We start from the raw sequence: 21,635 nt of genomic DNA on the forward strand, positions 1-21,635 counted from the left end.
CGATGCAGGTCCTGCAACACACACTTCCTCAGAGACGTAGATCATCTCCCTCTGCGATCAGAGGCGATAGTGCAGTTAACACAGTACGACCCGGCACCGAACTGGACCGGGTCGACGGTGGAGCGGTCCACGAACGCGACGATCTCGATGGCTTTCGCCGTCGGCAGCGGCATCCCGGCGAGGTCCTCGTCCGTGATGGGGATGATGTGGTCCTTCCGGTCCTCGTAGCCCTTCCCGATCTCGTCGTCGGTCAGCTCCTGGCCGTCGATCTCGCACGTCTTGCGGTACCGGATACGGCCGCCGTCCTCCGTGTGCACCTGCCGGAGGGACACATCGTGCCTCTCGGTGGCATTCACCAGCTGACACGGAACGGTGACCAGGCCGAACGAGATCGCACCGGACCACAGGGGACGGGGCATGCGCACTCCTCGCGGCCCCCCTTGGGCGTGCCATGTAGGGTCTCAAGTTTCGCTGCACAGTCTCACTCTCTGATGCATATCGACTGCATTTATGCAGCGGTCGTGAGACAAGCAGGTCGGCGTGTTCACCCTTTCGAGCTACCTCGCTCCTAGGCTAGGTGCGTTCTCTCGGCGGCGGGCAGTCTGGTCGTACGGACCATGGTCTGAACGGGGGTACGTCTTGGACATTGCTACGGAAGTCGTGGCCAGAGTGCGCTGCGATAACAGCGGCGCTGTCGAGGAGTACGCCTGGTCATCTGTTTCCGAGGAGCGGTTGGCCTCCGCAGCGCCGTGGCGGATGTTTCGCTGGTACCGAGGGCAGAAGCACTACTCGGGTACCTATTGGTCAGCGACTTTGCGGAACCACGTGATCTACGAGTCGCGTCTGGAGCTGGCTCGATTGCTTTTCGCGGATTTCGATCGCAGCGTGCATGGCATCGTTGCTCAGCCGTTCCTGCTTCAGACCGTGCTGGAGGGGAAGCTCCGCAGACACGTTCCGGACTTTCTCCTGCTCACCGATCAGGTACCAGTGGTCGTCGACGTCAAGCCTCTGCATCGTCTGTCCATGCCCGAGGTTGTGTTCACCTTCGGTTGGACCCGGCGGGCGGTAGAGGCACGTGGATGGAAGTACGAGGTCTGGAGCGAGCCTCCGACGGGAGAGCTGGAGAACGTCCGATTCCTGGCGGGCTTCCGCAGGGAGTGGCTGTTCAGTACGGCGCTGTTGCAGGAGCTTCGCGAAGCCGACCTCCATGGAGTGCCCTTGGGGCAGGCTGCTTCGTGTTTGCCTGTGCATCCGGCCTCCCAGGTTCGGTCAGCCATCCATCATCTGCTCTGGACGCAGAGACTCGTTACCGATCTTGACCAGCCACTGGGACCCTCCCACATCCTGTGGCAGGCAGCATGAGCAGGGCCGGGGCTCGTGTCGGGGTCGGTACGCGATTCCGCTACGACGGGGAGACCGTCGAAGTGGTCGAGCTGGCGGCGACGGCTGCGGGGAACGAAGTGGTCCTCAAGGATGGGCATGGGTGCGTCCGGCGGCTGTCCTTGAAGGAGCTGTTGTTCTCCGACCGTGCCGAGATCGTTCCTGACCAGGCCGGTCCGTCAGCGGAGGATGCCGGGGAGATCGCCTCGGTTGTCCTGAGTCAGCTGCGTGATGACGAGCGCCGGAAAGTCCTGGAGCGAGCGGAGCATGTCCGCGAGGTCCTGACGGGCTACCGCTCGGGCAGCCCGGAACTCGTACGCGAAGGGGAGCCACGCACGGAGTACCGGACGGGTGAGCCGGCCGAGGCCAGGTACGCGGCGAAGGCCCGGGAACTGGGCGTATCGGTTCGGTCGGTCAAGCAGTGGGTCGCGGACTTTCGGTGCCATGGTGAGGCCGGGCTCGTCTCGAAGCGTGGTCTGTCCGTGCCGAGGCAGCCGTCGGTCGATGACCGGTGGGTGGAGACCGCTCTAGAAGTGATGGTCGAGCACACCGGCCAGTCGAAGCCGTCGCGGACGCTGGTGATTGAGCGGACGCGGGCGCGGGTGGTTGCCCGGTTCGGTCCGGAGGTGGTGCCGCAGCCGAGCCGGGCGACTGCGTTTCGGGTGCTGAAGGGTCTGGAACGGCGGCATCCGTTGTTCCGGCTGAGTGCGAAGCGGAACCGGGACATCGCTGATCGTCCGGAGGGTGCGTACGGGAAGCTGCGGCCGACGCGGCCGGGCGAGTATCTGCTGATGGATTCGACGCGGCTGGACGTGTTCGCGTTCGACCCGGTCACGCTGCGCTGGGTGCAGGCGGAGCTCAGTGTCGGGATGGACTGGTACACGCGATGCATCACCGGGATCAGGGTGACGCCGGTGTCGACGAAGGCTGTCGATGTCAGCGCGGTGCTCTACCAGGCGTTCCGTCCTCGGCCAGCAGGGAGGGACTGGCCCCGGCACGCAGTGTGGCCCGAGCACGGGATCCCGCGGTCGGTGCTGGTAGACGTCGATGCTGTGGATGGGCCGGGTCTCGCGGGACCGGCGATGGTGCCGGAGACGCTGGTAGTCGACCACGGCAAGGTCTACGTCTCGGAGCATCTGACGAGTGTGTGCCGGCGGGTGGGGATCTCGATCCAGCCGACGCGGCTGAGGACGGGCCGGGACAAGGGGCCGGTCGAGCGGTTCTTCCGCACGCTGCGGGAGGACCTGCTGCAGGCGCTTCCCGGTTACAAGGGTCCGGACATTCACGGCAGGGGTGAGCGTCCGGAGGCGGAGGCGTTCTTCTACCTGGATGAGCTGGAGGCGATCATCCGTGAGTGGGTGGCGGTGGCCTATCACCACCGGCCGCATTCGGGGCTCGTCGATCCGGGGGTGCCGGGACTGCGGATGTCGCCGGCCACGATGTTCGAGCACGGTGTGGCCCGGGCCGGGTACATCGAGGTGCCCCGTGATCCGGACCTGGCCTTCGAGTTCCTCCAGACGAAGTGGCGCACGGTCCAGCACTATGGGGTCGAGATCGACCGGCGCCGGTACAACGGGCCGGCCCTCACGAAGCTGAAAGGGGTCCGCAGCCCCTATCGGGGGCCGGTGAAGAACGGCTGGCCGTTCCAGGTGGATCCCGACGACATCACCAGGATCTACTTCCGAGACCCCGATGACCGCAGGTGGCAGACGCTGCGCTGGGAGCATGCGCCCAGCGCGGAGATGCCGTTGAGCGAGGAGGCGCTGGCGTTCGCGCGGAAGCTGGCCGCCGCCAAGTACCGCTACCCCGACGACCGACTGGCTGTCGCTGACCTGCTGGAGCGCTGGAGTCTGGGGCTGGGTGACACCCTCGCCGAGCGGCGTATGGTCCTGCGGCTGTCGCGTGAGCAGGCCGCCATCGACCTGCCCACCACCGGGACGTCCTCTGCAGTGACGCTGCCGTCCGTCCGTCGCGCCCTGGGACAGGGCCTCCCGCTCAGCCCCAGCCAAAAGACGGCGCCGGATCAAGCGGAGCCGGAGGGCGGCGATGACGACGAGGCGGACCTCGATGCCTTCTACGCCGACGCCCTGGGCGACGCATGAGTGCCCGGCCAGAGCTGGCGTGCGCGTCGTTGTCCCGGAAGGAGGACTTCAAGGCGTTCGCGGACGCTCCACGCCGGCGCCGGCCGGACCCGCTCACCCGTGGACAGCTGGCCGCGCTCAGTCCGTTGGCACGGGCGGAGTACGACCTCGGTCGGCGTGAGTGGCACGCCAACCTGGGGCCGCTCCGTACTCCGCAGCTCGCCACGCTGCACGAGGACCTGTGGGACATCGTGGACAGCAACCTGCAGGACGGGGACAGGGCCAAAGGTGCCGTGGCCGTCGACGCGTTTCCGGGGCTGGGCAAGACCACTGCGGTGCTCGCCTTCGCCCGGGAGTTCCACCGCCGCGAGATCGCTGAGCACGGTCCGTTCACCGCGCAGGGGCATGAACGGTGGCCTGTGTGCCGGGTGGGGCTGACCGGCAACACCGGCATGAAGGACCTGAACCGGGCCATGCTGGAGTTCTTCGGCCACCCCGGACGCCAGACATCCACCGCCGCCCAACTCGGGCTCCAGGCGCTGGACTGCGTGCTGTCCTGCGAGGTCCGCCTGCTGATCCTGGACGACTTGCACTTCCTGAAATGGCGCAGGACCAGCGGCATCGAGGTCAGCAACCACCTGAAGTGGATCGCCAACGAGTTCCCCGTCACCCTCCTCAAGGTCGGCGTCGGGCTCGCGGACAAGGGCCTGTTCAGCGAAGGTGAGGCTCTCGGCGAGACAGTGCTGGCCCAGACCGGCCGGCGCACCACCCGTCTGGACATGCCTCCCTTCAGCATCGATACCGAGCAGGGCCGCCTCCAGTGGCGTCAGCTGCTGCTGTCCCTGGAACAGCGCATCGTGCTGACCGATGCCTATCCCGGCATGCTCGCCGACGACCTGTCCGACTATCTCTTCACCCGCAGCACCGGGCACATCGGCTCCCTGATGACGCTGGTCAACCGCGGCTGCCAGCGCGCCCAGCGCACCGGCACCGAGGGCCTCACCAAGGACCTCCTCGACCAGGTCCGCAACGACGAGGCCGCCGAACAGGCCCGCCGCGAACTCGAATACGCCTTCCACACGGGGATGGCCACCAGCCGTCCCCACGGCGTTCGGACGCCCAGGTGAGCCCGGCACGACGGACCTTGCCCATCAGGTACGCCCCGTTTCCAGGTGAAGCTCTGGACTCCTGGCTGGAGGCGATCGCCGCCCGGCTGAGCTGTCCCTTTACCGACGTCCTCGGCGCACTCGGCCTCCCGAACCGCGACCCAACCGCGGCAGCCCCGGTCCTGCCCCGCTGGACCACCTGGGCCACTGCCGACGAGCTGGCCGCCATCACCGACGTCACCGGAGTCGCCGCCGATGTTCTCACGGCCATGACTCTGCAACCGTACGACGGCCACGCGGTGGAGATCGTGCCCGGACAGCGCCGCGTGCACCGGCAGGCCCTGTGGGGACGGGCAGGATCTCGATTCTGTCCCGCCTGCCTGGAGGAGACCGGTGGCCGCTGGCAGCTGACCTGGCTGTCCCGCAACGATGCGTCGCGGGTGTGGGTACTGGTACACGAGCAGCCCGAAGGTTCATGGGATGCCGGATGCGCCGTCGTCCGCCACGCCGACCTGACCGTGCTCGCGGACGCGCAGCGGGCGGCCTCGTAAGCCCCTCACGATGCGCCCCACGGCACAGCCCGGATCGGTAGAACTGCTGGCCTGACGCGAGGGCAACTAACCCATCCCGGAAGCAGAGTTCATCGAGCCGCACCTGTCGAGCCGATGGAAACCGGCCCGGCCGGACGTGGCAGCCGGACCAGCGCACTCGCCGCGCGGAAGCCTCCCCCACCTGCGTCAACGCCGCGCCCCGGGCACTGAGGGCGAGGGTCGACGCAGAGGGTTCGTCTGCATAGAGTGACTATTTGATCGATCATTCGTATGCGCAGAGCTTGGAGGATCCGGACATGGCGGAACAGGGAGATCGGCGGCGGGTGACGGTGGTCACCGGTGGCAGCCGGGGCATCGGCGCGGCGATCTGCCTGCGGCTGGCGGCCGAGGGGCACGACGTCGCCGTCGGCTACCGGTCGGACGCCGAAGCGGCCGAGGCTGTGGCCGAAGGGGTACGCGCGCTGGGCCGGGCGGCCGTCGCGATCGCCGTCGACACCGCCGACGCGGCGGACGTGGACCGGCTGTTCGACACCGCCGCCGCGCAGCTGGGCCCGGTCACCGGACTGGTGAACAACGCCGGGGTGAGCGGACCGGTCGGACCGCTGGCCGACGCCGACCCGGAGGGCATGCGGCAGGCCCTTGAGGTCAACATCCTGGGCTACCTGCTGTGCGCCCGCCGGGCCATCGGCGACATGACGGCGGGCGGCGCGATCGTGAACATCTCCTCCGCCGCCGCGACCCTCGGCAGCCCCGGCACCTACGTCCACTACGCGGCGGCGAAGGCCGCCGTGGACGCCATGACGGTCGGCCTGTCCAAGGAGGTGGCGGCCGACGGCATCCGGGTCAACTGCGTCGCCCCCGGCACCATCTGGACCGACTTCCACGCCGACCCGCAGCGCCCCGCCAAGATCGCGCCCCTCGTACCCCTGGGCCGCGCCGGGCGGCCCGAGGAGATCGCCGGAGCGGTGGCCTGGCTGCTCTCGGACGACGCCTCCTACGCCACCGGCACGGTGATGAGGATCGCCGGCGGGATGTGAGCACGAGCGGCCCGGTGGCCTGTTCGTCGTCCCGGCCTCGCTTCGTACGAGCAGGCCGGGAGGATGTCAGGGGGTGACGATGGCGAAAGCCGGGTCGGGGTCGGTGACGTAGGAGAAGAGGCGGGTAAGGAGGCCGGGGTCGCCGTCGACGGCGACTCCGTCGAGGCCCTTGCCCGCGAGGACGCCGAGGAGTTCGGGCTTGGTCAGGGTGAGGGTGAGGCCCGGCTCGGTCTTCGGTCGTTCGGCGGCAGAGGTGGAGCGGTGGGTGAGGGCGCCGTTGTGGAGGGTGAGGCGGTGGCGGCGCTGTTCGTCGGTGAGGACGAGGTCAATGGTCAGTTCTTCGTCCCAGGCGCGGGGGCCGTCGATGCGGATGGCGACGGAGTCCAGGAGCATGTCGGTGGTCAGGGCCATCACCATCTCGGGGTTGGTGGTGTCGATGGCGATGGGGTTGACGCCGTGGCGCAGTTCCATGGCGGAGGTCAGGTAGAAGTTGCGCCAGGTGCCGTTCTCGGCGCCCTGGCCGAGGGTGTCGTAGACGCCGGCCAGGGTCTGCTTCGCGTCGGCGTTGCCGGGGTCGGCGAAGACCAGGTGGTTGAGAAGGGTGGCGGCGAAGCGGAGGTCGCCGTCCTCGACGTACGCGCGCGCCTTGGCCAGGGTCGGTTCGGGGCCGCCCATCGACTCGACGTACCGCTGGGCGAGTTCGACGGGCGGGTGCTCCCACAGGTGGGCGACGTTGCCGTCGAACCAGCCGAGGTAGCGCTGGTAGATCGCCTTGACGTTGTGGGAGAGGGACCCGTAGTAGCCGCGGGCGTGCCAGGACTTCTCCAGGGCGGGCGGGAGCTGGATCTCCTCTGCGATCTCCGGGCCGGTCAGGCCGGAGTTCAGCATGCGCAGCGTCTGGTCGTGCATGTAGGCGTAGAGGTCGCGCTGCGCGGTGAGGAAGGCGACGACGTTCTCCCGCCCCCAGGTGGGCCAGTGGTGGGAGGCGAACGCGACGTCGTAGCCGTCGCCGAAGTACTCGACCGCCTCGTCGAGGTAGCGGGCCCAGATCCGGGAGTCGCGGACGACGGCGCCGCGCAGGGTCAGGATGTTGTGCATGTTGTGCGTGGCGTTCTCGGCCAGGCACAGGGCGCGGTGGTCGGGGAAGAGGAAGTTCATCTCGGCGGGCGCCTCGGTGCCCGGGGTGAGCTGGAAGACGATCCGCACGCCGTCCACCGTCTCCTCCTGCCCGGTCTCCGTGATGTCCACGGTCGGCGGGATCAGGGTGATGGTGCCGTTGGAGGTCGTCATGCCGAGACCCGCGCTGATCTGGCCCTCGGGGGACTTGGGCAGCCGGTCGCCGTACATGAAGATCGCACGGCGGGTCATCGCGTTGCCCGCGTACACGTTCTCGCTGACCGCGTGCTCCAGGAATCCGGCGGGGGCGAGGATCGGCACGCCCTCCTCAGTGCCGCGGGGCAGGACGCCGCGGGAGCCGCCGAAGTGGTCGCCGTGCGAGTGGGTGTAGATCATGCCGGTGACCGGACGGTCGCCACGGTGCTCGCGGTACAGGGCCAGGCCCGCGGCGGCGGTCTCCGCGCAGAGCAGCGGGTCGATGACGATCACGCCGCGTTCGCCCTCGACGAGCGTCATGTTCGACAGGTCCAGGCCGCGGATCTGGTAGATGCCCTCGGTCACCTCGTACAGGCCCTGCCGGGCGCAGAGCTGGGCCTGGCGCCACAGGCTCGGGTGTGCCGTGTCGGGGCAGTCGGCCTTGAGGAAGGCGTAGGCGTCGTTGTCGTAGACGACCCGGCCGTCCTCCCCGGTGACGACCGCCGGGGAGAGGGCGTCGATGAAGCCTCGGTCGGCGTTGGCGAAGTCGGTGGTGTCCTCGAAGGGGAGGGCGGTCATCTCTCGCTCCGTTCTGCGGCGGTTGACGCCTGCGGCCAGGGGCTCCGGGCGCGGGCATGGCCCCATCTGAACATCACACCCACCCGGGTGCATTCTGGGGTATTTCAGTCATCGTTTCGGCTGGGTGGTTCACGGGCTCTCGGCGGGGTGGTTCACGGAGCGGAGAGATCGTCCGGAGGCTGTTCTCCCGGTGACGCCGGCGTGTGCTGCTGCTGCGCGATCCACGCCTCGGCGCGTACCACGGCGTCCTCCAGCGGGGCGAAGACCTCCGGCCGTGCCGGTACGATCCCGTCCTCCCCGAGCCGGGCGGCGATGCCCGAGCGTGCCAGGAGGCTCATCAGCGGGGGCTGGACCCCGCACAGGACGAGCCGGGCGCCCTGCCCGGACAGGCTCGTGGCGTAGCGGTCGAGGAGTTTAAGGACGGCCGAGGACGGCACGTCGGGCAGGGTACGGACGACCAGGACGAGCACGGCCGCGTGGGCGCCGTCCGGCCGGGGCAGCTGGTCCTCGATGCGGGGCAGCTCGGCGAAGAAGGAGGTGCCGGCGTAGTCCAGGACCGTGACCTCGCCGGGCACGAGCCGCTCGGGCGGGTCGGCGGTGCGCCATCGGCCGCCCGCAGTGCGCCGCAGCGCGACCAGCTTGGTCTGCCGGGCCGCCTGAACGCAGTACAGCAGGAGCGACAGCACGGCCCCCAGCACGATGGCCTGCTGGAGCGGGAGCTGGGTGGTGGCGAGGAACGTGAGGACCATCGCGGCCGACGACAACGCACTGGTGCGCAGGACGAGCAGGATGTCGTGGCGTTTGCCCCAGATCAGCTCCCCTCCCACGACGAGGATCAGGCCGCCAATCACCGGCATGGGGATCCGTTCCGCGAGCGACCCGCACACCAGCACGACGAGGGCGAGGAAGACGCCGGAGATCACCCCCGCCCAGCGGGTCCGGGCCCCGGCCGAGACCGCGACGCCCGTGCGTGACATCGACCCGCCCGACGGCAGCGCCTGGAACAGGCCGCCGGCGAGGTTGGCGTACCCCTGCGAGCGGAAGTCGCCGTCGACGTCGGAGCGGGTGCCGTCCGGGTTGGGCATCGACGGGGCGATCCCGGCCGCCTGGGCCAGGGCCACGAGCGCGACCGACACCGCGCCCCAGGCCAGGTCGGGCACGGCCGACAGGTCCGGCGCGCTGAACCCCGGCAGGGCGCCGGGGATCGAGGCGATGTCCTTCACCAGCTCCACATCGACGGCGAGAACCGCGACGCACACACTGACGACGCCCATCGCGACGAGGAGCGCCACCGGCTCCAGCCGCTTCACCGCGCGGGCCCCCGCCCACACGGCGACCGTCACCGCGGCGACGAGGGTCGCCGCGCCCTTCCAGTCGCCGACGTGCCAGAGCCAGTCGCCCAACTGGTAGAGCTTGTTGTGCCCCTGCGGCTTGTAGCCGGTGGCGTCCTTGAGGACGCCGGTGATGATCTGGAGCGCGATGCCGGTGGAGAACCCGGTCATCACCGCGTTCGACACGAAGCTCATCACCACACCGAGCCGCAGGACCCCCATCAGCAGCATCACCACGCCGACCATCAGCGTGAGCGTGGCGACGTTCCCCGCGTCCTTCGGGTCCAGCCCGGCGTCCGACAGCACGCTCTGCGAGGTCAGCGCGATGGCGCTCGTCAGGGTGGTGACCATCAGAACGGTGCGGGACGTCAGTGAACCGACGATCGCCGGGACGACGCCCGCGTAGAGGCCGGCGACCGGATTGAACCCGGCGATCGCCGCGTACGCCATCCCCTCAGGGATCGAGAACAGCCCCGTCACAGCACCCGAGCTGACGTCGGATGCGGTCGGGCGCCCGAGCCTCTTAAGCCGCACCCGCACCGTGCACCCCTCTCGCCGGCAGCTCCCGTCTCTTGATCACAGAGCCTGGCAGCGGGCTCCGCCGTGCACGAGTCGGTTGGGCCGTCCCGGGGACGTTCGGCAGGCCAGGTAGACCCGGGAGGCGGTGGGCTCGCCACCGTGCGAGGTTGAAACCGGCTCGTTCCACGGCGCGGAGGAGTGGCACATGGGAGACGCGATCGGACAAATGCTGACCTCTGCCATCGGCATCGCCATCAGTCCGCTGCCGCTGATCGCGGTCATCCTCATGCTGGCCACTCCGAAGGGGCGGGCCAACGGCATGGCCTTCGCCGCCGGATGGATCGTCTCTGTTGCTGCCGTGGTGACCGTCGTGGTCCTCGCCGGTTCCGGCGCGGACGCGGCGGGCGACGACGGACCCGCTGCCTGGACGCTCTGGCTTAAGCTGGCCCTCGGCACCCTGTTCCTGTTGCTGGGCGTCAAGCAGTGGAAGGACCGGCCGCGCGAGGCCGATGAGGCCGGGATGCCCGGCTGGATGAAGGCCATCGACACGTTCACCCCCGGCAAGGCCGCCGCCCTCGCCGGCGCCCTGGTCATCGCCAACCCCAAGAACCTCGTCCTCGCCGTCGGCGGCGCCGTGTCCATCGCAGGCTCCACGGCCTCGGCCGACGGCAAGACCGTCGCCGCGAGCCTGATGGTGCTGATCGCCTCCCTCTGCACTCTGCTCCCCCTCGCCGTCTACCTCGCTGGCGGGGACAGAGCGGCCGAGGTTCTCGGAAGCTGGAAGACATGGATGGCCCGCCACAACACCGCCATCATGACAATCCTCTTCCTCGTCCTGGGCGTGAAGTACGTCGGCGACGCCATCAGCGGCCTGACCACGTGAGACGGCACCTGACCTCTGGCCGGCGCGACCCATCGGACCTTGAAGCCGGCCACCCCACGGCTCAGAGGGGCGACGTGCGGGTGATGCAGCGGCGCAATCACAGGACACAAGACAGGAACGCCGAGGATGTGTCACGGCTCGTGAGACCGAGTGGCGTGCCATCGCCGTGAGACAACTCGAAGCCACTGGCCAGAAGTTCGGTCGGTGCCAGGGGCTGCGAAACCCTACAGCTGTGCCTGTAGGGTCCAGCATTTCGCGGCACAGTCTCAGCTGCAACGGCACCAAGATGGCACTTGTGCCATCCCTCTGAGACTCGCAGGTCGCACGCGGCATCCGTTCGAGCGGCTCCGCGCCGTGGTGACGCCCTCGCGGGCATCCCGTTTGTCATTCATTCGAGTGTCGGAGCCTCTGAGCCGAGTCGCTGAGGGATGACTCAGCCTGCCAGCGGGCCCGCACGACTCCGTCGCTGTCAGGCATGACAGCGGAGAGCAGGGGGACGCGTTCATCGGCGTACATGGGCAGAAGCGCCGCAGCATGCGCACCGGTGATTCGGGCAGCCAGCTCCGGGAACTCATCTTCGTCAGCGACGGCGCTGTGGATCTGGCCGTCCGTGTCCTGCCAGACGCCTTCGACGAGACCCTCGGTGGGGAGGGCGTCGAGGACGGCGGAGGTGTCGGAGGAAAGGTCTGGCCACACGGCCAGACGCGCGCGAGGAGCGAGGGCGGCGCGAATCGTGTCGATAGTGTCGCTGGTGAGGCGATGCCACCGTGAGGCGTTCTGGACGTAGATCTCTTCCAGGAGTCCCGCGCGGCCGCTGGCAACTGCCATGTGCAGGCTGGCCCAGAATTCGTCGTCACCCGGCCGTCGAACGCCGTCCTCGTCGGGCTCGAAGTCGTAGGGGGACGCGTCCAGGCGTTCCGGAAATAGTCCGAGCTCGCGGGTACGGGCCAGTGCCCCGTGGCAGGGCCGGCTGCTGCCGATGTAGACGTACTGGTCCCATCCGACGTGCACGGCGAACGCCCCCTCAGCCTCCAGTCGGCACCAGGCGCCACTGTCCCGCAGCATGAGCCGCACCAGCTCCAACCCGGTGTCCAGCGGCACCTCTGCTCCGTCGTGGAAGCCGGCAAGACCGCCCAGAAGAAGCGTGCCGAGACCGAAGCCATCCAGAGGCGGTTCGACGCCGAAATGTACGAACAACGAGACCTCCGGCTCGCGCACAGACAGACGGTCGACGTCTGTATCCACGGCGAACGCCTGAACCGCCTGAAGATAGGCCGCCTCGACCTCGCCGTGATCGCTGGTGACGTCCTCGACACCGGTGTAGTGCCCGTGATCGTCACGGTCGGCTGGGTCGTACTTAGTGACGCAATAGACGTGGGAGAGCTGCACACCGACATCTTCCAGCGCTGCCCTGAGGAAGTGCCACGGATTTGAGACAAGGACGTCGACACGCACTGCGAGACCACCCAGAGACTTGCTGGTCAGCGTGCTGCGCTATGCCACAAACGACGAGACCCTACATGCCACCAGGCTAGGCAGACCCGGCCCGTGATCGCACGACTCGGCGAGCGGGAGAGCGACGGCCCGCTCCTGTCTCCGCCCCGCGGCTCCGCCACCGGCCCGGCCGCGACCAGACAGCCCTTTGGCCCCCCGGCACAACCCACGGGGAGGAGTTGCGTGCCTAACCCGCCGGTCCTCCACCGTGCTGCCCACGCCCCGTGGCCAGTGCACCCAGCGCCGTATGGGTCCTACCGGTGGAGGAACCAGCACCATGACTCAGACCCAGACCGTCTACCTGCTCGCCATCGTCGTCACCGGGATGGTGGCCGGCGGCCTCGCGCTCCTCGCCTACACCCGACCCCGGACCGGCATCCCCCTCACGATCGCCGTCGCAGTGGTGGCCATCTCCGCAGCGCTCCTCAAGCCCGGGTCATGACCGGACGAGTACTCATGGACGAGTTCGACAAGGCTTTGCTACACCTGGCGGACGACGTGCTACTCGTCGTCCTCCACCTGCCGCTCGCCGCCGTACTCTCCGGGATCACGAACGGCGCCCCCGCTGGCCGACGCCAGTCCGCCGCGCGACGCACGCCCGGCTTCGGCAGACCCGCCCGTGATCGCACGCCCCTTGGCTACCCGGTGACGCGTACCCGCAGCTTGTACGGTGCGCCGCTACGAATAGCCTCAGCCTGCTCGATCAGGTCGGCGGTGGCGAAGCCGAGCAACGCGCGGTCGGCGGCGGCGCGGAGCAGCGGCACGATCTCGGCTGTCGGCCGGCCGCGGTGGGAGGCGGCGAGTTCGGCGTAGGCCCGCTGGTACGGGGCGCCGTAGATGCTCGCCGGGTCGTGGAGACGGTGGCCGATCTCCTGTGCGCTGACGGTGATCTCGCCCATGACCCGCTCCTGTCTCGCGGCGTGCCATCGCCCTTGCCGCCAATCACGACTCGTGTTCTGGCCCCGGACCGGTCTGGAAGTGCCTGGACATCACCACCGAAGACCTCACCGGCCTGCCGGACCCCGCGTACGCCCTCATCACCTGCCGCCTGGTCTACCGCTGGATGGACGACAGCCGGCGTTCCTCGATCGCGTCCGCCGACTTCTTTCGCCCGGCGGCACATTCTGGGTCGTCACCGAAATCGCTGGCCGTCGCGCGACAACCGACCCAGTTCTCCACGAGCTCGGCATCACCCCTGAGGACGCCGAACTACTCACGAGCGGATGGTCCGTCGTTCGCACCGTAGATCTCGATGTCCTGCGCTGCTACGTCCTGCGCCCCTGAACGCACTGCTTGACGAAGCCGAGTCCCGGCCGAATGCGAGCTGACGGTGGGTGGCCGGTGGTCAAGGGTCCGCAAGCGTTGACTCTGTTCTCGCAATCTGATGCGCGCCGGCCAGCTCGTAGCCCTGAGCTGTCCCCTGGGCAGGGGGTGCGGTCCTCATCTGTGGTGCGTCGCTATGGCGTCGGGGCGATGAGCTCGATTTCGAACTTGTCGCGTGATTCGAGGTAGGCGGTGTGCTGGTGGGTGCCGCCGGCGTGGGGGTGGCGGTCGGGAAAGAGAAGCGTCCAGCCGTTCTCGCGGGCCTTGGCGGTGAGGAGGTCGACGCGGTCGGCGGTGTCGATGTGGAACGCGAGGTGGTTGAGGCCGGGTGCGCAGCGGTCGTGGCGTTCTGCGGTGAGTGCGGGTGACTGTTCGAAGACGAGGTAGGTGGGGCCGAGTTTCCAGCTGAGGCCGTTGTTCCAGTTCTGGTGGAGGGTGTAGCCGAGGTCTTCGAGGAGCCATTGCCAGTCGCTGACGGCGTGGTCGAGGTTGGGGACCCAGATCTCGACGTGGTGGAGAGTGCCGGGTGCTGGTGGGTTGTGGTCGGTCACGGTGTGTTCTCTCGTTGGGGTTGTGGGGGCGGCAGCCTATACCAGATGGGCTATTTTGCTTCTAGGTGGCCCATTCGGTCATATGCCGTTGTTGTTACAGACAGTTGGCGGCATGATGCACCCATTTTTCTCTTCCTGACGGTACGACAGCTCTACAGCGTCGTGGACCAGGTGGGTCCTGCTCGTTGCGCCCGGGGAAGGAGGCTGGCTGGTGGCCGTGCTGCTGTGTTCGGCTGATACCGCTGCGGGGCAGGCGTCTTTCATCCTGAAGTCCGGCCCCTCCGCCTACGGACCGGCCCGGGTCGTCCCTACGGGCCGGGGGCCTCTGGCCGCGGTGCAGTGCTCTGATGGGAGCCTCTACCTGGCAATGTCGGTTTCTGACGAGGTTCTCGTCCTGAGCCCGGACGGCACGGAGTGTGGCTGGATGCGGGTGGGGTGGGCGCCTCGGTGTCTGGCTTCGGTGCCGGGCACGCCGTTCCTGCTGGTGGCGAACGCGGGTTCCGACACTGTCTCCGTCGTCGAGACCACCGAGGCACGGGAGGTGGCCCGGGTGGCGGTGGGCCGGGAGCCGGGGGCGATCGCGGTGACGCCGGACGGCAACGGCGCGGTGGTGTGTGAGCGCGGGGCGGGCTCCGTGGCTGTTTTGGACTTGTCCGCCCTCGTCTCCGACCGGAAGGTCAGGGTCGGGTCCCGGATCGCGCTCGGCGCCGCGCATGCTCAGCCGCGGGCGGTGGCGCTGTGCGGTGATGTGGCGGTGGTCGCGTGCACCCGGCTGGACGTGCTCCCTGTAGTCAACGTGGCGGGCGGACGGGTAGTGGGCTCGGTGCGGCTCCCGGGTATAGGTGCGGCGCCTGCCGGTATCGCGGTCACGGGCGAGGGCGGCTACGCCCTGGTGTCGCTGGAGCGGGTAGGTGCGCTCGCGATGGTGGACCTGCTGGATTGGGCGGTGACCCGGGTGGTCCCGGTGGGGGCCGGCCCGCGGGGTGTGACGATCGATCCGGCCGACGCCACTGTGTACTGCGCGCTCGCCGGGCAGAGGTCGCTGGCCGTGGTGCACCTGGACGGTGTGGACCTGTCCAATACGGACGGCAGTCCGCAGTTCGAGGTGATTCCCGTGGGCGCCGGGCCGAGCTCTGTCGCGCTCGTCCACGTCGATGACGCTCCCCGCTGTCCCCGGCCGGCGTCCCCGCACGGCAGGCCTTGAGTTCCGCCGGGGCGGAGCGGTGGAACTTCTCGCGATTTGGAAGGCAGTGCGTTCATGCCCTTACCTCGAAGTTCGCCTGTGCCGGGGCGGCCGGAGCCTGCGCGTGTCCGGGCGTTGGCCGCGCTGCTGGGGTCGACTCGTGCGCGCATTTTGCTGCGGATCGCCGTTCTGGAGGCGGCGACGACCAGTGAGCTCGTGCAGGAGCTGGGAGTGTCCGCGGCGACGGTCTCGCATCACACCGGGGTCCTGCGGCGTTCGGGGCTGATCAGCACGGTCCGGGACGGGGTGAGTGTCCGTCACGCGCTGACGCCGCTTGGGCAGAGTGTTCTGGGGGCGCACGGTGTGCGGTGAGGGCGGCAGGCGCCGGGGAGGTCTGGGTGAATGTGCGCCCCCTGGCGGCGGTGGTGAGCGCCGCCCAGAGGGGCTCTTGGCGCGGGTGGTGCGCGATTTTACCTTCGCGGGATGAGGTATTGGCGTGCTCTCGCCATCTCGGTGTGGTCGGTGGTGCGGGGTGGTGCATGGAATTCTGTGCGCGCCCTTTTAGAGCAGGATCGAAATGCTTGCGGCTTTGAAGGATTCGGGCACAGACTGATGGCTGCTCTCAATAGCACAGGCCATTTTGGTCGGTGAAATCCGCCGAAAATGCGCGGGGGTTGCTGTTCTATGCCGGTTTCCGAGAAATCCCAGAGTGCGGGGCCCGATGTGGCTGCCGCGACCCGGGCGACCGTCCTGCAGTTGTTCGCGACCCCGGTTGCCCGTACCAGGTGCCCGTTCGCCGAGGAGATCGGCGGCCGGCTGGTTGGGCTGCTGGCCGAGCGGGCTGGTGAGGGGGCGAAGGAGTTCGGCTACAAGCGGGAGACTGCCGGGGAGTTCACCCGGTGGGGCGGCCCGGACGCGGTCCGGCTGAGCCGGTGGGTGTGCGCGGTGGCGGGGAAGTTCACGGAGTCCCTCACCGGGATGCCGCTCGCCGAGGCGTTCGACCGTTCCCTGGAACGGGAGGCCGAGCGGTCCGCGGGCGATGTGCGGGCGGTGTCGGTGGGTGTGACCCGTAGCTGGGCCTCGCTCTACCGGGCAGGTGACCGGCACGAGCCGCACTTCCATCCCAACACCGCTCTGTCGGCGGTCTACTACGTGGCCGCTCCCGGCACGTGCGAGATCGACCTTCTCGATCCCAGGCCGAACGCGGACTACTACGACCCGGGGATCTCGCTGGCCGGTGAGAGCCATCGCGTCCGGCTCGCCTGCACGCCCGGGGAACTGCTGGTCTTCCCGGGCTGGCTGAAGCACGCGGTGCCGCCGTTCCAGGACGAGACGCCGCGAATGTCCATCGCCTGGAACCTGAACTACACCCTCGGCTGACCACTCATTTTCACGAGTCAGCCATCCAGTCCGGAATCCACCCTGGATTTCGGCTTGCCGTCCCGCACAGAAGAAAAGGAAACACCGCCATGCGCAATATCCAGTTCTTCTCCACCGACACCGACGACGGAGTGGTCTCCGTCGTCGCCAAGACCGGTTCGGGCGAGCACCGCACCATCGCTCAGATCCCCATCGGCAACGCGCCGCGGGGCGGTGTGAAGTTCACCAAGGACGGACGCGGGTTCGTCTGCAACACCAGCCAGAACACGATCTCCGAGATCGACGCCGTCGCGCTGACCGAAGTCCGCCGCATCGAGGTCGGCCACGGACCCCGCGGCCAGGGCCTCCTGCCCGGCGACAAGTACCTCCTGGTCTCCAACTCCGGCTCCGACACCGTCTCCGTCGTGGACCTCGACCTCAACGTGGAGGTCCACCAGATCCCCACCGGCCGCGACCCCCGCCACATGGGCGTCAACCAGGACGGCACCATCGCGTACGTCTGTGTCTGGGGCGACGGCTACATCAGCAAGCTCGACATCAGCCCGCTCGCCGACGGCCACCCGGAGCAGGTCACCGAGATCGCGCAGATCCCCGTCGACCGCGAGGCCCATCCCTACAGCCTCGGCATCGACCCGACCGGCCGTCGCGTGTTCGTCGCCAACACCCAGGCCTCCTACGTGACCGTCATCGACGTCGCCACCGACGCCACCCACCGCGTCGACGTCAGCTCCACCGGCGGCCGCGGCGTCGCGTTCACCCCCGACGGCCAGTACGCCCTGATCACCGTGGAGAACTCCTCCACGATCGCCGTCATCGACGTCGACACCCTCCGCGTCACCCGGCACATCCCCACCGGCTCCGGCCCCCGTGGCCTGGTCATCGACCACGGCGACAAGACCGCCTACATCACCAACTTCTCCCGCGCCGGCATGATGTCGGCCGCCCACCCCCAGTTCTCCTCCAACAGCCTGACCATGGTCGACCTGACCTCCGCACCTCTGGACCGCGACGAGGGCACCTTCACCTACGAGGAGATCTCCGTCGGCTACGGCCCCTGCTCCGTGGTCATGTTCGACCTCGACACCCTTCCCGAGTCCGAGCGCCTGCGGCGACTGGACCGCACCGACACCCCGGCCTGACCCTCTGGTGGGGCCGGACACCAGCCGCCCGGCCCCACCAGCCAGCCGGTCCGGGTGCCTCCCGGCACCCAGCACGACAAGGCGCTCGGCCACCGGGCCCGAGAGGTTCCAACCCGCCCGGGCCCCTGACCCGCCGCCCTCAGCCCGTGCTGAACCGGACGGCGCCGCGCCGCCCCCGGGCCCGTTCCCTTCCGCGAGCACGGGCCCGGGGGCAGCGGTCCATGAACAGCCTGTCCAACGACAGAGAGCAGAGCGCATGGCCGAGGTCACCTTCCGCCCGCTCCAGCCCTGGGCGCTCCTGCCCGACAAGCCACGCATCGACCGGGCAGCGGCCCGAGCCGAACGCGACATCTACGAGGCGTCGTTCCGGTACCTGCGTATCCCGCGTCTGCCTGCGGACTGTCCGCCCTGGGTCCTGGGCCAGGAACTCGGCTGGAGCCTACGGTCCCCGCTGACCCTGACGATGAAGCCGCTCGACGACATCGGCTTCGCCGTTCCCGGTCCCGAGGACCCCCACCACACCGGCCGGCGGCTGGGTGGAGCGGGCATGTGGCAGCGCGGCGAGCACTGGATCGCCGCACGGGACGCCGACTGGCTCCACCTCGGTGACCACCGGGGCCCGAGGGGAGGCTGGGAGGGCATGTTCGTCCCCAATGGGCTGGGCACCGTCGAATGGCGACTGGGCTGGGCAGCCACGATCCCCGCCGGCACCTTCCTGATGGTGATGCCGCTCCCCGAGGGGGCACCCGATGGCCTGCGAGTGCCGCTCGGCGTGATCCCCGCCAAAGCCGTCAACGCCATGACAGCGCGCGGCGGGATGAGCATCGCGGTTGAACCCGAGCGACCGGTCACCGTCCACCGCGGCCAGGCCGTCGCCCGCATCGTGCTCCTGCACGCCGACTCCCTCCGTGCGGGCACCCGAACGGAAACCGCCACCAGAGCTGAGGAGCCTCTTCTCCATGGCGCGGGCCCCGTGGCTGAGGCTCGGCTGACGGCGGACGGCGAAGGTCCCGCAGACGAAACGGAGCCGGTACGGTGACCGCACCCGACGCAACGGCTGCCCGCATGGAATCCGCCGGTTTTCTCAAGCATCTGACCCGCCCGCCGGTGCGGGGCCTTCTCGCGCTCGCGTTCCTCGCGCGGACCACCGCAGCCGTCCTGCCGATCACCCTGCTCCTGGCGCTCGCCCAGTCCCACGGCTACGCGCGCGCCGCGCTGGTGGGCGGCGGCTACACCTTCGTCCTCGCCTTCTGCGCGCCTCTGCGCGGCCGCCTCCTCGACCGGTACGGCGCCCACCTCATGCTCACCCTGATGGGCGCGGCGACCGCGCTTTTCCTGGGACTGGTCGCCTGCAGCGTCGAGTTCCTCTGGCCGTGGTGGACGACATTGCCCCTGGTCATCGCCGCCACCCTGACCAGCCCGCCCCTCAACGCCGCCCTGCGCTCGTCCTGGCGCCGCCTGGCCAGCGGCGACGCCCAGCTGAAAGCGGTCCACAGCGCCGACTCCATGCTCGAGGAAGCCGGTTTCGTCCTCGCCCCGCTGGCCGCTGGCGCCGCGATCGCGATCCTGGGCCCGCGCCACGCGTACGAGATGGCGGCGGCCTGCTTCGTCGCGGTCACCGCCCTCTACCTCACGGCAGCCCGCCGCCACCAACTCGGCACCGCCCCACCCGCCGCCACTCCCCCGCCCACGCGTGCAGGGCGTCCGGGCGGGCGGACGTGGCTCGGCCCGCTCGCCACGCGCGGGATGCCGGCGATCCTGCTGCCGCTGCTCGTCATGGGCTGCGTCTTCGGTGGCACCGGCGTCCTCGTCCCCGCCTACACCCAGCACCAGGGCGCCACCGCCTGGTTGGGCCCCCTCCTCGCCGCCATCAGCACCGGAGGCGTCATCGGCGGACTCCTCTACGCCACCATCGACTGGGAGACCAGCCTGTGGCGCAAGTACCGGCTCCTCACTCTGGGCTTCACCCTCCCCTGCACCGCGCTGTTCCTCGCACGCCCCCTGTGGCTCCTCGCCGCCCTGCTGCTCCTGGCAGGCCTGTTCGTCACCCCCCTGTTCATCAACGCCTTCCTCCTCATCGACGCCACCGCCTCCGACGACACCCGCGTCGAGGCGAACACCTGGGTCGGCGCCTCCACCGACATCACCAACGGCATCATGGCCATCGTCATCGGCGCCCTCGCCGAACACCAGAGATGGGACCTGGCCCTGCTCACCCTCACCTGCTGCGCCGCAGCCGGCGCCGCCAGCACGCTCCTGACCTCAGCCCGCCACACACTCCCGCCACCGGCCTGCCCCCAGAAGCCGGCGCCACCTGAAGCTGCTCCCCCCACGGTCACACCTCCAGCCACCGGGACACGTACAGGTGAAGCCACAGAGCCGATAGACGGCACAGCCTCGATGCCGGAGCCGCGCCGATGACCGCCCCAACCCCACCACCCGCGGTGGACATTTCCCTGGCGGAGGCGCGGGACATCGCCGTCGCCGCGGCACTGCCCGCCGCGGGATTCCCTGACGTCACCGCCGCCCTCGCCCACCTGCACATCATCCAAATCGACAGCATCAGCACCCTCGCCCGCGCCCACCAGCTCACCCTCACCGCCCGCGTCCCCGGCACCACCACCCAGGACATCGAAGCCGCCCTCAACGCCAGCGGCGAACCGGTCGCGTTCGACTACCCGGCCCACGCCCTCGCTCTCGTGCCACTCGCCGACTGGCCCCTATGGGCCTTCCGCCGCCGCGCGGCACGCCGCCGCCCCGATTACCCCGACCAACAGACCCGCGCTGCGCTCATCTCCCGGATCACCCGCGACGGTCCGCTCCCCCTCCGCCGCCTGCGTGCAGAAGCCGAGGCAGGAGCCGGTTGGGACTGGAGCCCGACCAAGACGGCCGTGGAGTTCCTGCTCTGGGCCGGGGACATCACATGCACCCGCCGCACCGGTGGCCAGCGGCTGTTCGATCTCGCCGAACGCTCCATCCCCGCCGCCTACCTCACCGACCACACCACCGACGACGACTGCCTGAGCCAGCTCCTCACCCACGCCGGGACAGTCCTCGGCGTAGCCACGACGGACGACCTCGCCGACTACCTCCGCATCCCGGCCTCCGTCGCCACGCGAGTCCTGCCTGCCACTGCTCTCATCCCTGTACGGGTCGAGGGGTGGGGAACATCCTGGGCCGACCCGAAGGCCCTGGAAGGGGCTGTCCACCCATTTCGGGAGCCTGTGTTTCTCGGGCCGTTCGACAACCTCATCTGGCACCGCCCTCGGGTCCAGCGCCTGTTCGGATTCACCCAGGTCTTCGAGGCATACAAGCCAGCAGCTCGCCGCATCTACGGCTACTACGTGTGCCCGCTGCTCGCGGACGGCCGGCTGATCGGCCGCGCCGACTTCGCCCGCCGCGACACCATACTCACCATCCAGCGAGCCAGCCTCGAACCCGCCGCCGGGCCGGACGCCGCGACCAGCTTCGCCCACGCATGCCGCAGGCTCACCGCGGCCACCGGCCAGGCCGCCATCAAACTCGCCGGACCAGCCACAGACGCCGCAACGGCGTCACTCCTCGGCGGGTTCGGGCGCCAGCAGAGTCAGCCGACAGACCAGCCGTGACCGCCGTCGCGGCCTCAGTGTCCTTCGCCCGGCGTGCCTCGGCGACGTACGCGTCTCTCGACACGGTGAACTCGCCCGGCTTCAGGCCGTACAACTCGTCGGCGACCTGCTCAACATCCACACCCGTGGCTGTGCCCCGCCTCGCCCGGGCGATCGAGCCGAACCTCGGCCAGGTCTCC

Annotated in this window: 19 protein-coding genes and 1 pseudogene; 14 read left to right on the forward strand and 6 right to left on the reverse strand. The window is 69.3% G+C overall.

From position 1 onward, the window contains the following. Window positions 1-83: 83 nt before the first annotated feature. Window positions 84-419 (reverse strand): annotated as a pseudogene (locus tag ABT129_RS31470) (Ku protein); the annotation flags it as partial. A 337-nt stretch (window positions 420-756) separates the two neighbouring features. Here ABT129_RS31470 and ABT129_RS31475 point away from each other — a divergent pair. The 5 genes from ABT129_RS31475 (at window position 757) to ABT129_RS31495 (ending at window position 6,155) form a co-directional block, all read left to right on the forward strand. Next, window positions 757-1,362 carry a TnsA-like heteromeric transposase endonuclease subunit gene (locus tag ABT129_RS31475; protein ID WP_351908486.1) on the forward strand — a complete coding sequence of 202 codons (606 nt, stop codon included), beginning with the start codon at window positions 757-759 and terminating at the stop codon, window positions 1,360-1,362. After that, entirely contained in the window at window positions 1,359-3,482 is a 2,124-nt protein-coding gene (locus ABT129_RS31480) for a TnsB C-terminal domain-containing protein (RefSeq protein ID WP_351908488.1), read from the forward strand. The genes ABT129_RS31475 and ABT129_RS31480 overlap by 4 nt, the downstream gene beginning before the upstream one ends. Beyond that, window positions 3,479-4,588 (forward strand): AAA family ATPase, encoded by a 1,110-nt coding sequence (locus tag ABT129_RS31485; protein ID WP_351908404.1) that lies wholly within the window; start codon window positions 3,479-3,481, stop codon window positions 4,586-4,588. The genes ABT129_RS31480 and ABT129_RS31485 overlap by 4 nt, the downstream gene beginning before the upstream one ends. Before the next feature lie 17 nt (window positions 4,589-4,605). Further along, on the forward strand, window positions 4,606-5,118 hold the full coding sequence (locus tag ABT129_RS31490) for a TniQ family protein (RefSeq protein WP_351908406.1): 513 nt from the start codon (window positions 4,606-4,608) through the stop codon (window positions 5,116-5,118). Window positions 5,119-5,414: 296 nt separating this feature from the next. Next, on the forward strand, window positions 5,415-6,155 hold the full coding sequence (locus ABT129_RS31495; RefSeq protein WP_351908408.1) for an SDR family NAD(P)-dependent oxidoreductase: 741 nt from the start codon (window positions 5,415-5,417) through the stop codon (window positions 6,153-6,155). A 66-nt stretch (window positions 6,156-6,221) separates the two neighbouring features. Here ABT129_RS31495 and ABT129_RS31500 read toward each other — a convergent pair whose 3' ends face one another. Together ABT129_RS31500 and ABT129_RS31505 are read right to left on the reverse strand one after the other, a co-directional pair. Continuing rightward, window positions 6,222-8,045, reverse strand: coding sequence for an alkyl/aryl-sulfatase (locus tag ABT129_RS31500; RefSeq protein ID WP_351908410.1), 1,824 nt, complete (start codon window positions 8,043-8,045; stop codon window positions 6,222-6,224). A 152-nt stretch (window positions 8,046-8,197) separates the two neighbouring features. Beyond that, window positions 8,198-9,916 (reverse strand): SulP family inorganic anion transporter, encoded by a 1,719-nt coding sequence (locus tag ABT129_RS31505; RefSeq protein ID WP_351908412.1) that lies wholly within the window; start codon window positions 9,914-9,916, stop codon window positions 8,198-8,200. 184 nt (window positions 9,917-10,100) lie between these two features. On the opposite strand from ABT129_RS31505, the gene ABT129_RS31510 reads away from it, so the two are divergent. After that, the gene (locus ABT129_RS31510) at window positions 10,101-10,778 is read left to right on the forward strand and encodes a GAP family protein (RefSeq protein ID WP_351908414.1); all 678 of its coding nucleotides are present in this window, start codon (window positions 10,101-10,103) and stop codon (window positions 10,776-10,778) included. Window positions 10,779-11,162: 384 nt separating this feature from the next. Here the strand turns inward: ABT129_RS31510 and ABT129_RS31515 are convergent, their stop codons facing one another. Further along, window positions 11,163-12,233, reverse strand: coding sequence for an RNA-binding protein (locus ABT129_RS31515; protein ID WP_351908416.1), 1,071 nt, complete (start codon window positions 12,231-12,233; stop codon window positions 11,163-11,165). A gap of 316 nt (window positions 12,234-12,549) precedes the next feature. Between ABT129_RS31515 and ABT129_RS31520 the strand changes: the two genes are divergently transcribed. Further along, window positions 12,550-12,714, forward strand: a complete 165-nt coding sequence (locus tag ABT129_RS31520; protein WP_351908418.1) for a hypothetical protein — start codon at window positions 12,550-12,552, stop codon at window positions 12,712-12,714. A 196-nt stretch (window positions 12,715-12,910) separates the two neighbouring features. Here the strand turns inward: ABT129_RS31520 and ABT129_RS31525 are convergent, their stop codons facing one another. Both ABT129_RS31525 and ABT129_RS31530 read right to left on the reverse strand, forming a co-directional pair. Then, a complete protein-coding gene (locus ABT129_RS31525; protein ID WP_351908420.1) occupies window positions 12,911-13,171 on the reverse strand; it encodes a hypothetical protein in 261 nt (86 codons plus the stop codon). A 558-nt stretch (window positions 13,172-13,729) separates the two neighbouring features. Beyond that, window positions 13,730-14,146 carry a VOC family protein gene (locus ABT129_RS31530; protein ID WP_351908422.1) on the reverse strand — a complete coding sequence of 139 codons (417 nt, stop codon included), beginning with the start codon at window positions 14,144-14,146 and terminating at the stop codon, window positions 13,730-13,732. A 211-nt stretch (window positions 14,147-14,357) separates the two neighbouring features. Between ABT129_RS31530 and ABT129_RS31535 the strand changes: the two genes are divergently transcribed. The 7 genes from ABT129_RS31535 (at window position 14,358) to ABT129_RS31565 (ending at window position 21,456) form a co-directional block, all read left to right on the forward strand. Then, window positions 14,358-15,350 (forward strand): YncE family protein, encoded by a 993-nt coding sequence (locus tag ABT129_RS31535; protein ID WP_351908424.1) that lies wholly within the window; start codon window positions 14,358-14,360, stop codon window positions 15,348-15,350. Window positions 15,351-15,404: 54 nt separating this feature from the next. After that, complete coding sequence (locus ABT129_RS31540; RefSeq protein WP_351908490.1) at window positions 15,405-15,701, forward strand: ArsR/SmtB family transcription factor; 297 nt, start codon at window positions 15,405-15,407, stop codon at window positions 15,699-15,701. A gap of 351 nt (window positions 15,702-16,052) precedes the next feature. Continuing rightward, window positions 16,053-16,709 carry a TIGR02466 family protein gene (locus tag ABT129_RS31545; RefSeq protein ID WP_351908426.1) on the forward strand — a complete coding sequence of 219 codons (657 nt, stop codon included), beginning with the start codon at window positions 16,053-16,055 and terminating at the stop codon, window positions 16,707-16,709. 89 nt (window positions 16,710-16,798) lie between these two features. Beyond that, on the forward strand, window positions 16,799-17,848 hold the full coding sequence (locus ABT129_RS31550) for a beta-propeller fold lactonase family protein (RefSeq protein WP_351908428.1): 1,050 nt from the start codon (window positions 16,799-16,801) through the stop codon (window positions 17,846-17,848). A gap of 256 nt (window positions 17,849-18,104) precedes the next feature. Further along, complete coding sequence (locus ABT129_RS31555; RefSeq protein ID WP_351908430.1) at window positions 18,105-18,887, forward strand: hypothetical protein; 783 nt, start codon at window positions 18,105-18,107, stop codon at window positions 18,885-18,887. Next, on the forward strand, window positions 18,884-20,269 hold the full coding sequence (locus ABT129_RS31560) for an MFS transporter (protein ID WP_351908432.1): 1,386 nt from the start codon (window positions 18,884-18,886) through the stop codon (window positions 20,267-20,269). Before ABT129_RS31555 ends, ABT129_RS31560 begins: the two co-directional genes overlap by 4 nt. Beyond that, window positions 20,266-21,456 carry a DNA glycosylase AlkZ-like family protein gene (locus tag ABT129_RS31565; protein ID WP_351908434.1) on the forward strand — a complete coding sequence of 397 codons (1,191 nt, stop codon included), beginning with the start codon at window positions 20,266-20,268 and terminating at the stop codon, window positions 21,454-21,456. The genes ABT129_RS31560 and ABT129_RS31565 overlap by 4 nt, the downstream gene beginning before the upstream one ends. Window positions 21,457-21,635: the final 179 nt, after the last annotated feature.

This window comes from Streptomyces sp. NPDC002057 (genome assembly GCF_040296665.1).
GTDB lineage: Bacteria > Actinomycetota > Actinomycetes > Streptomycetales > Streptomycetaceae > Streptomyces.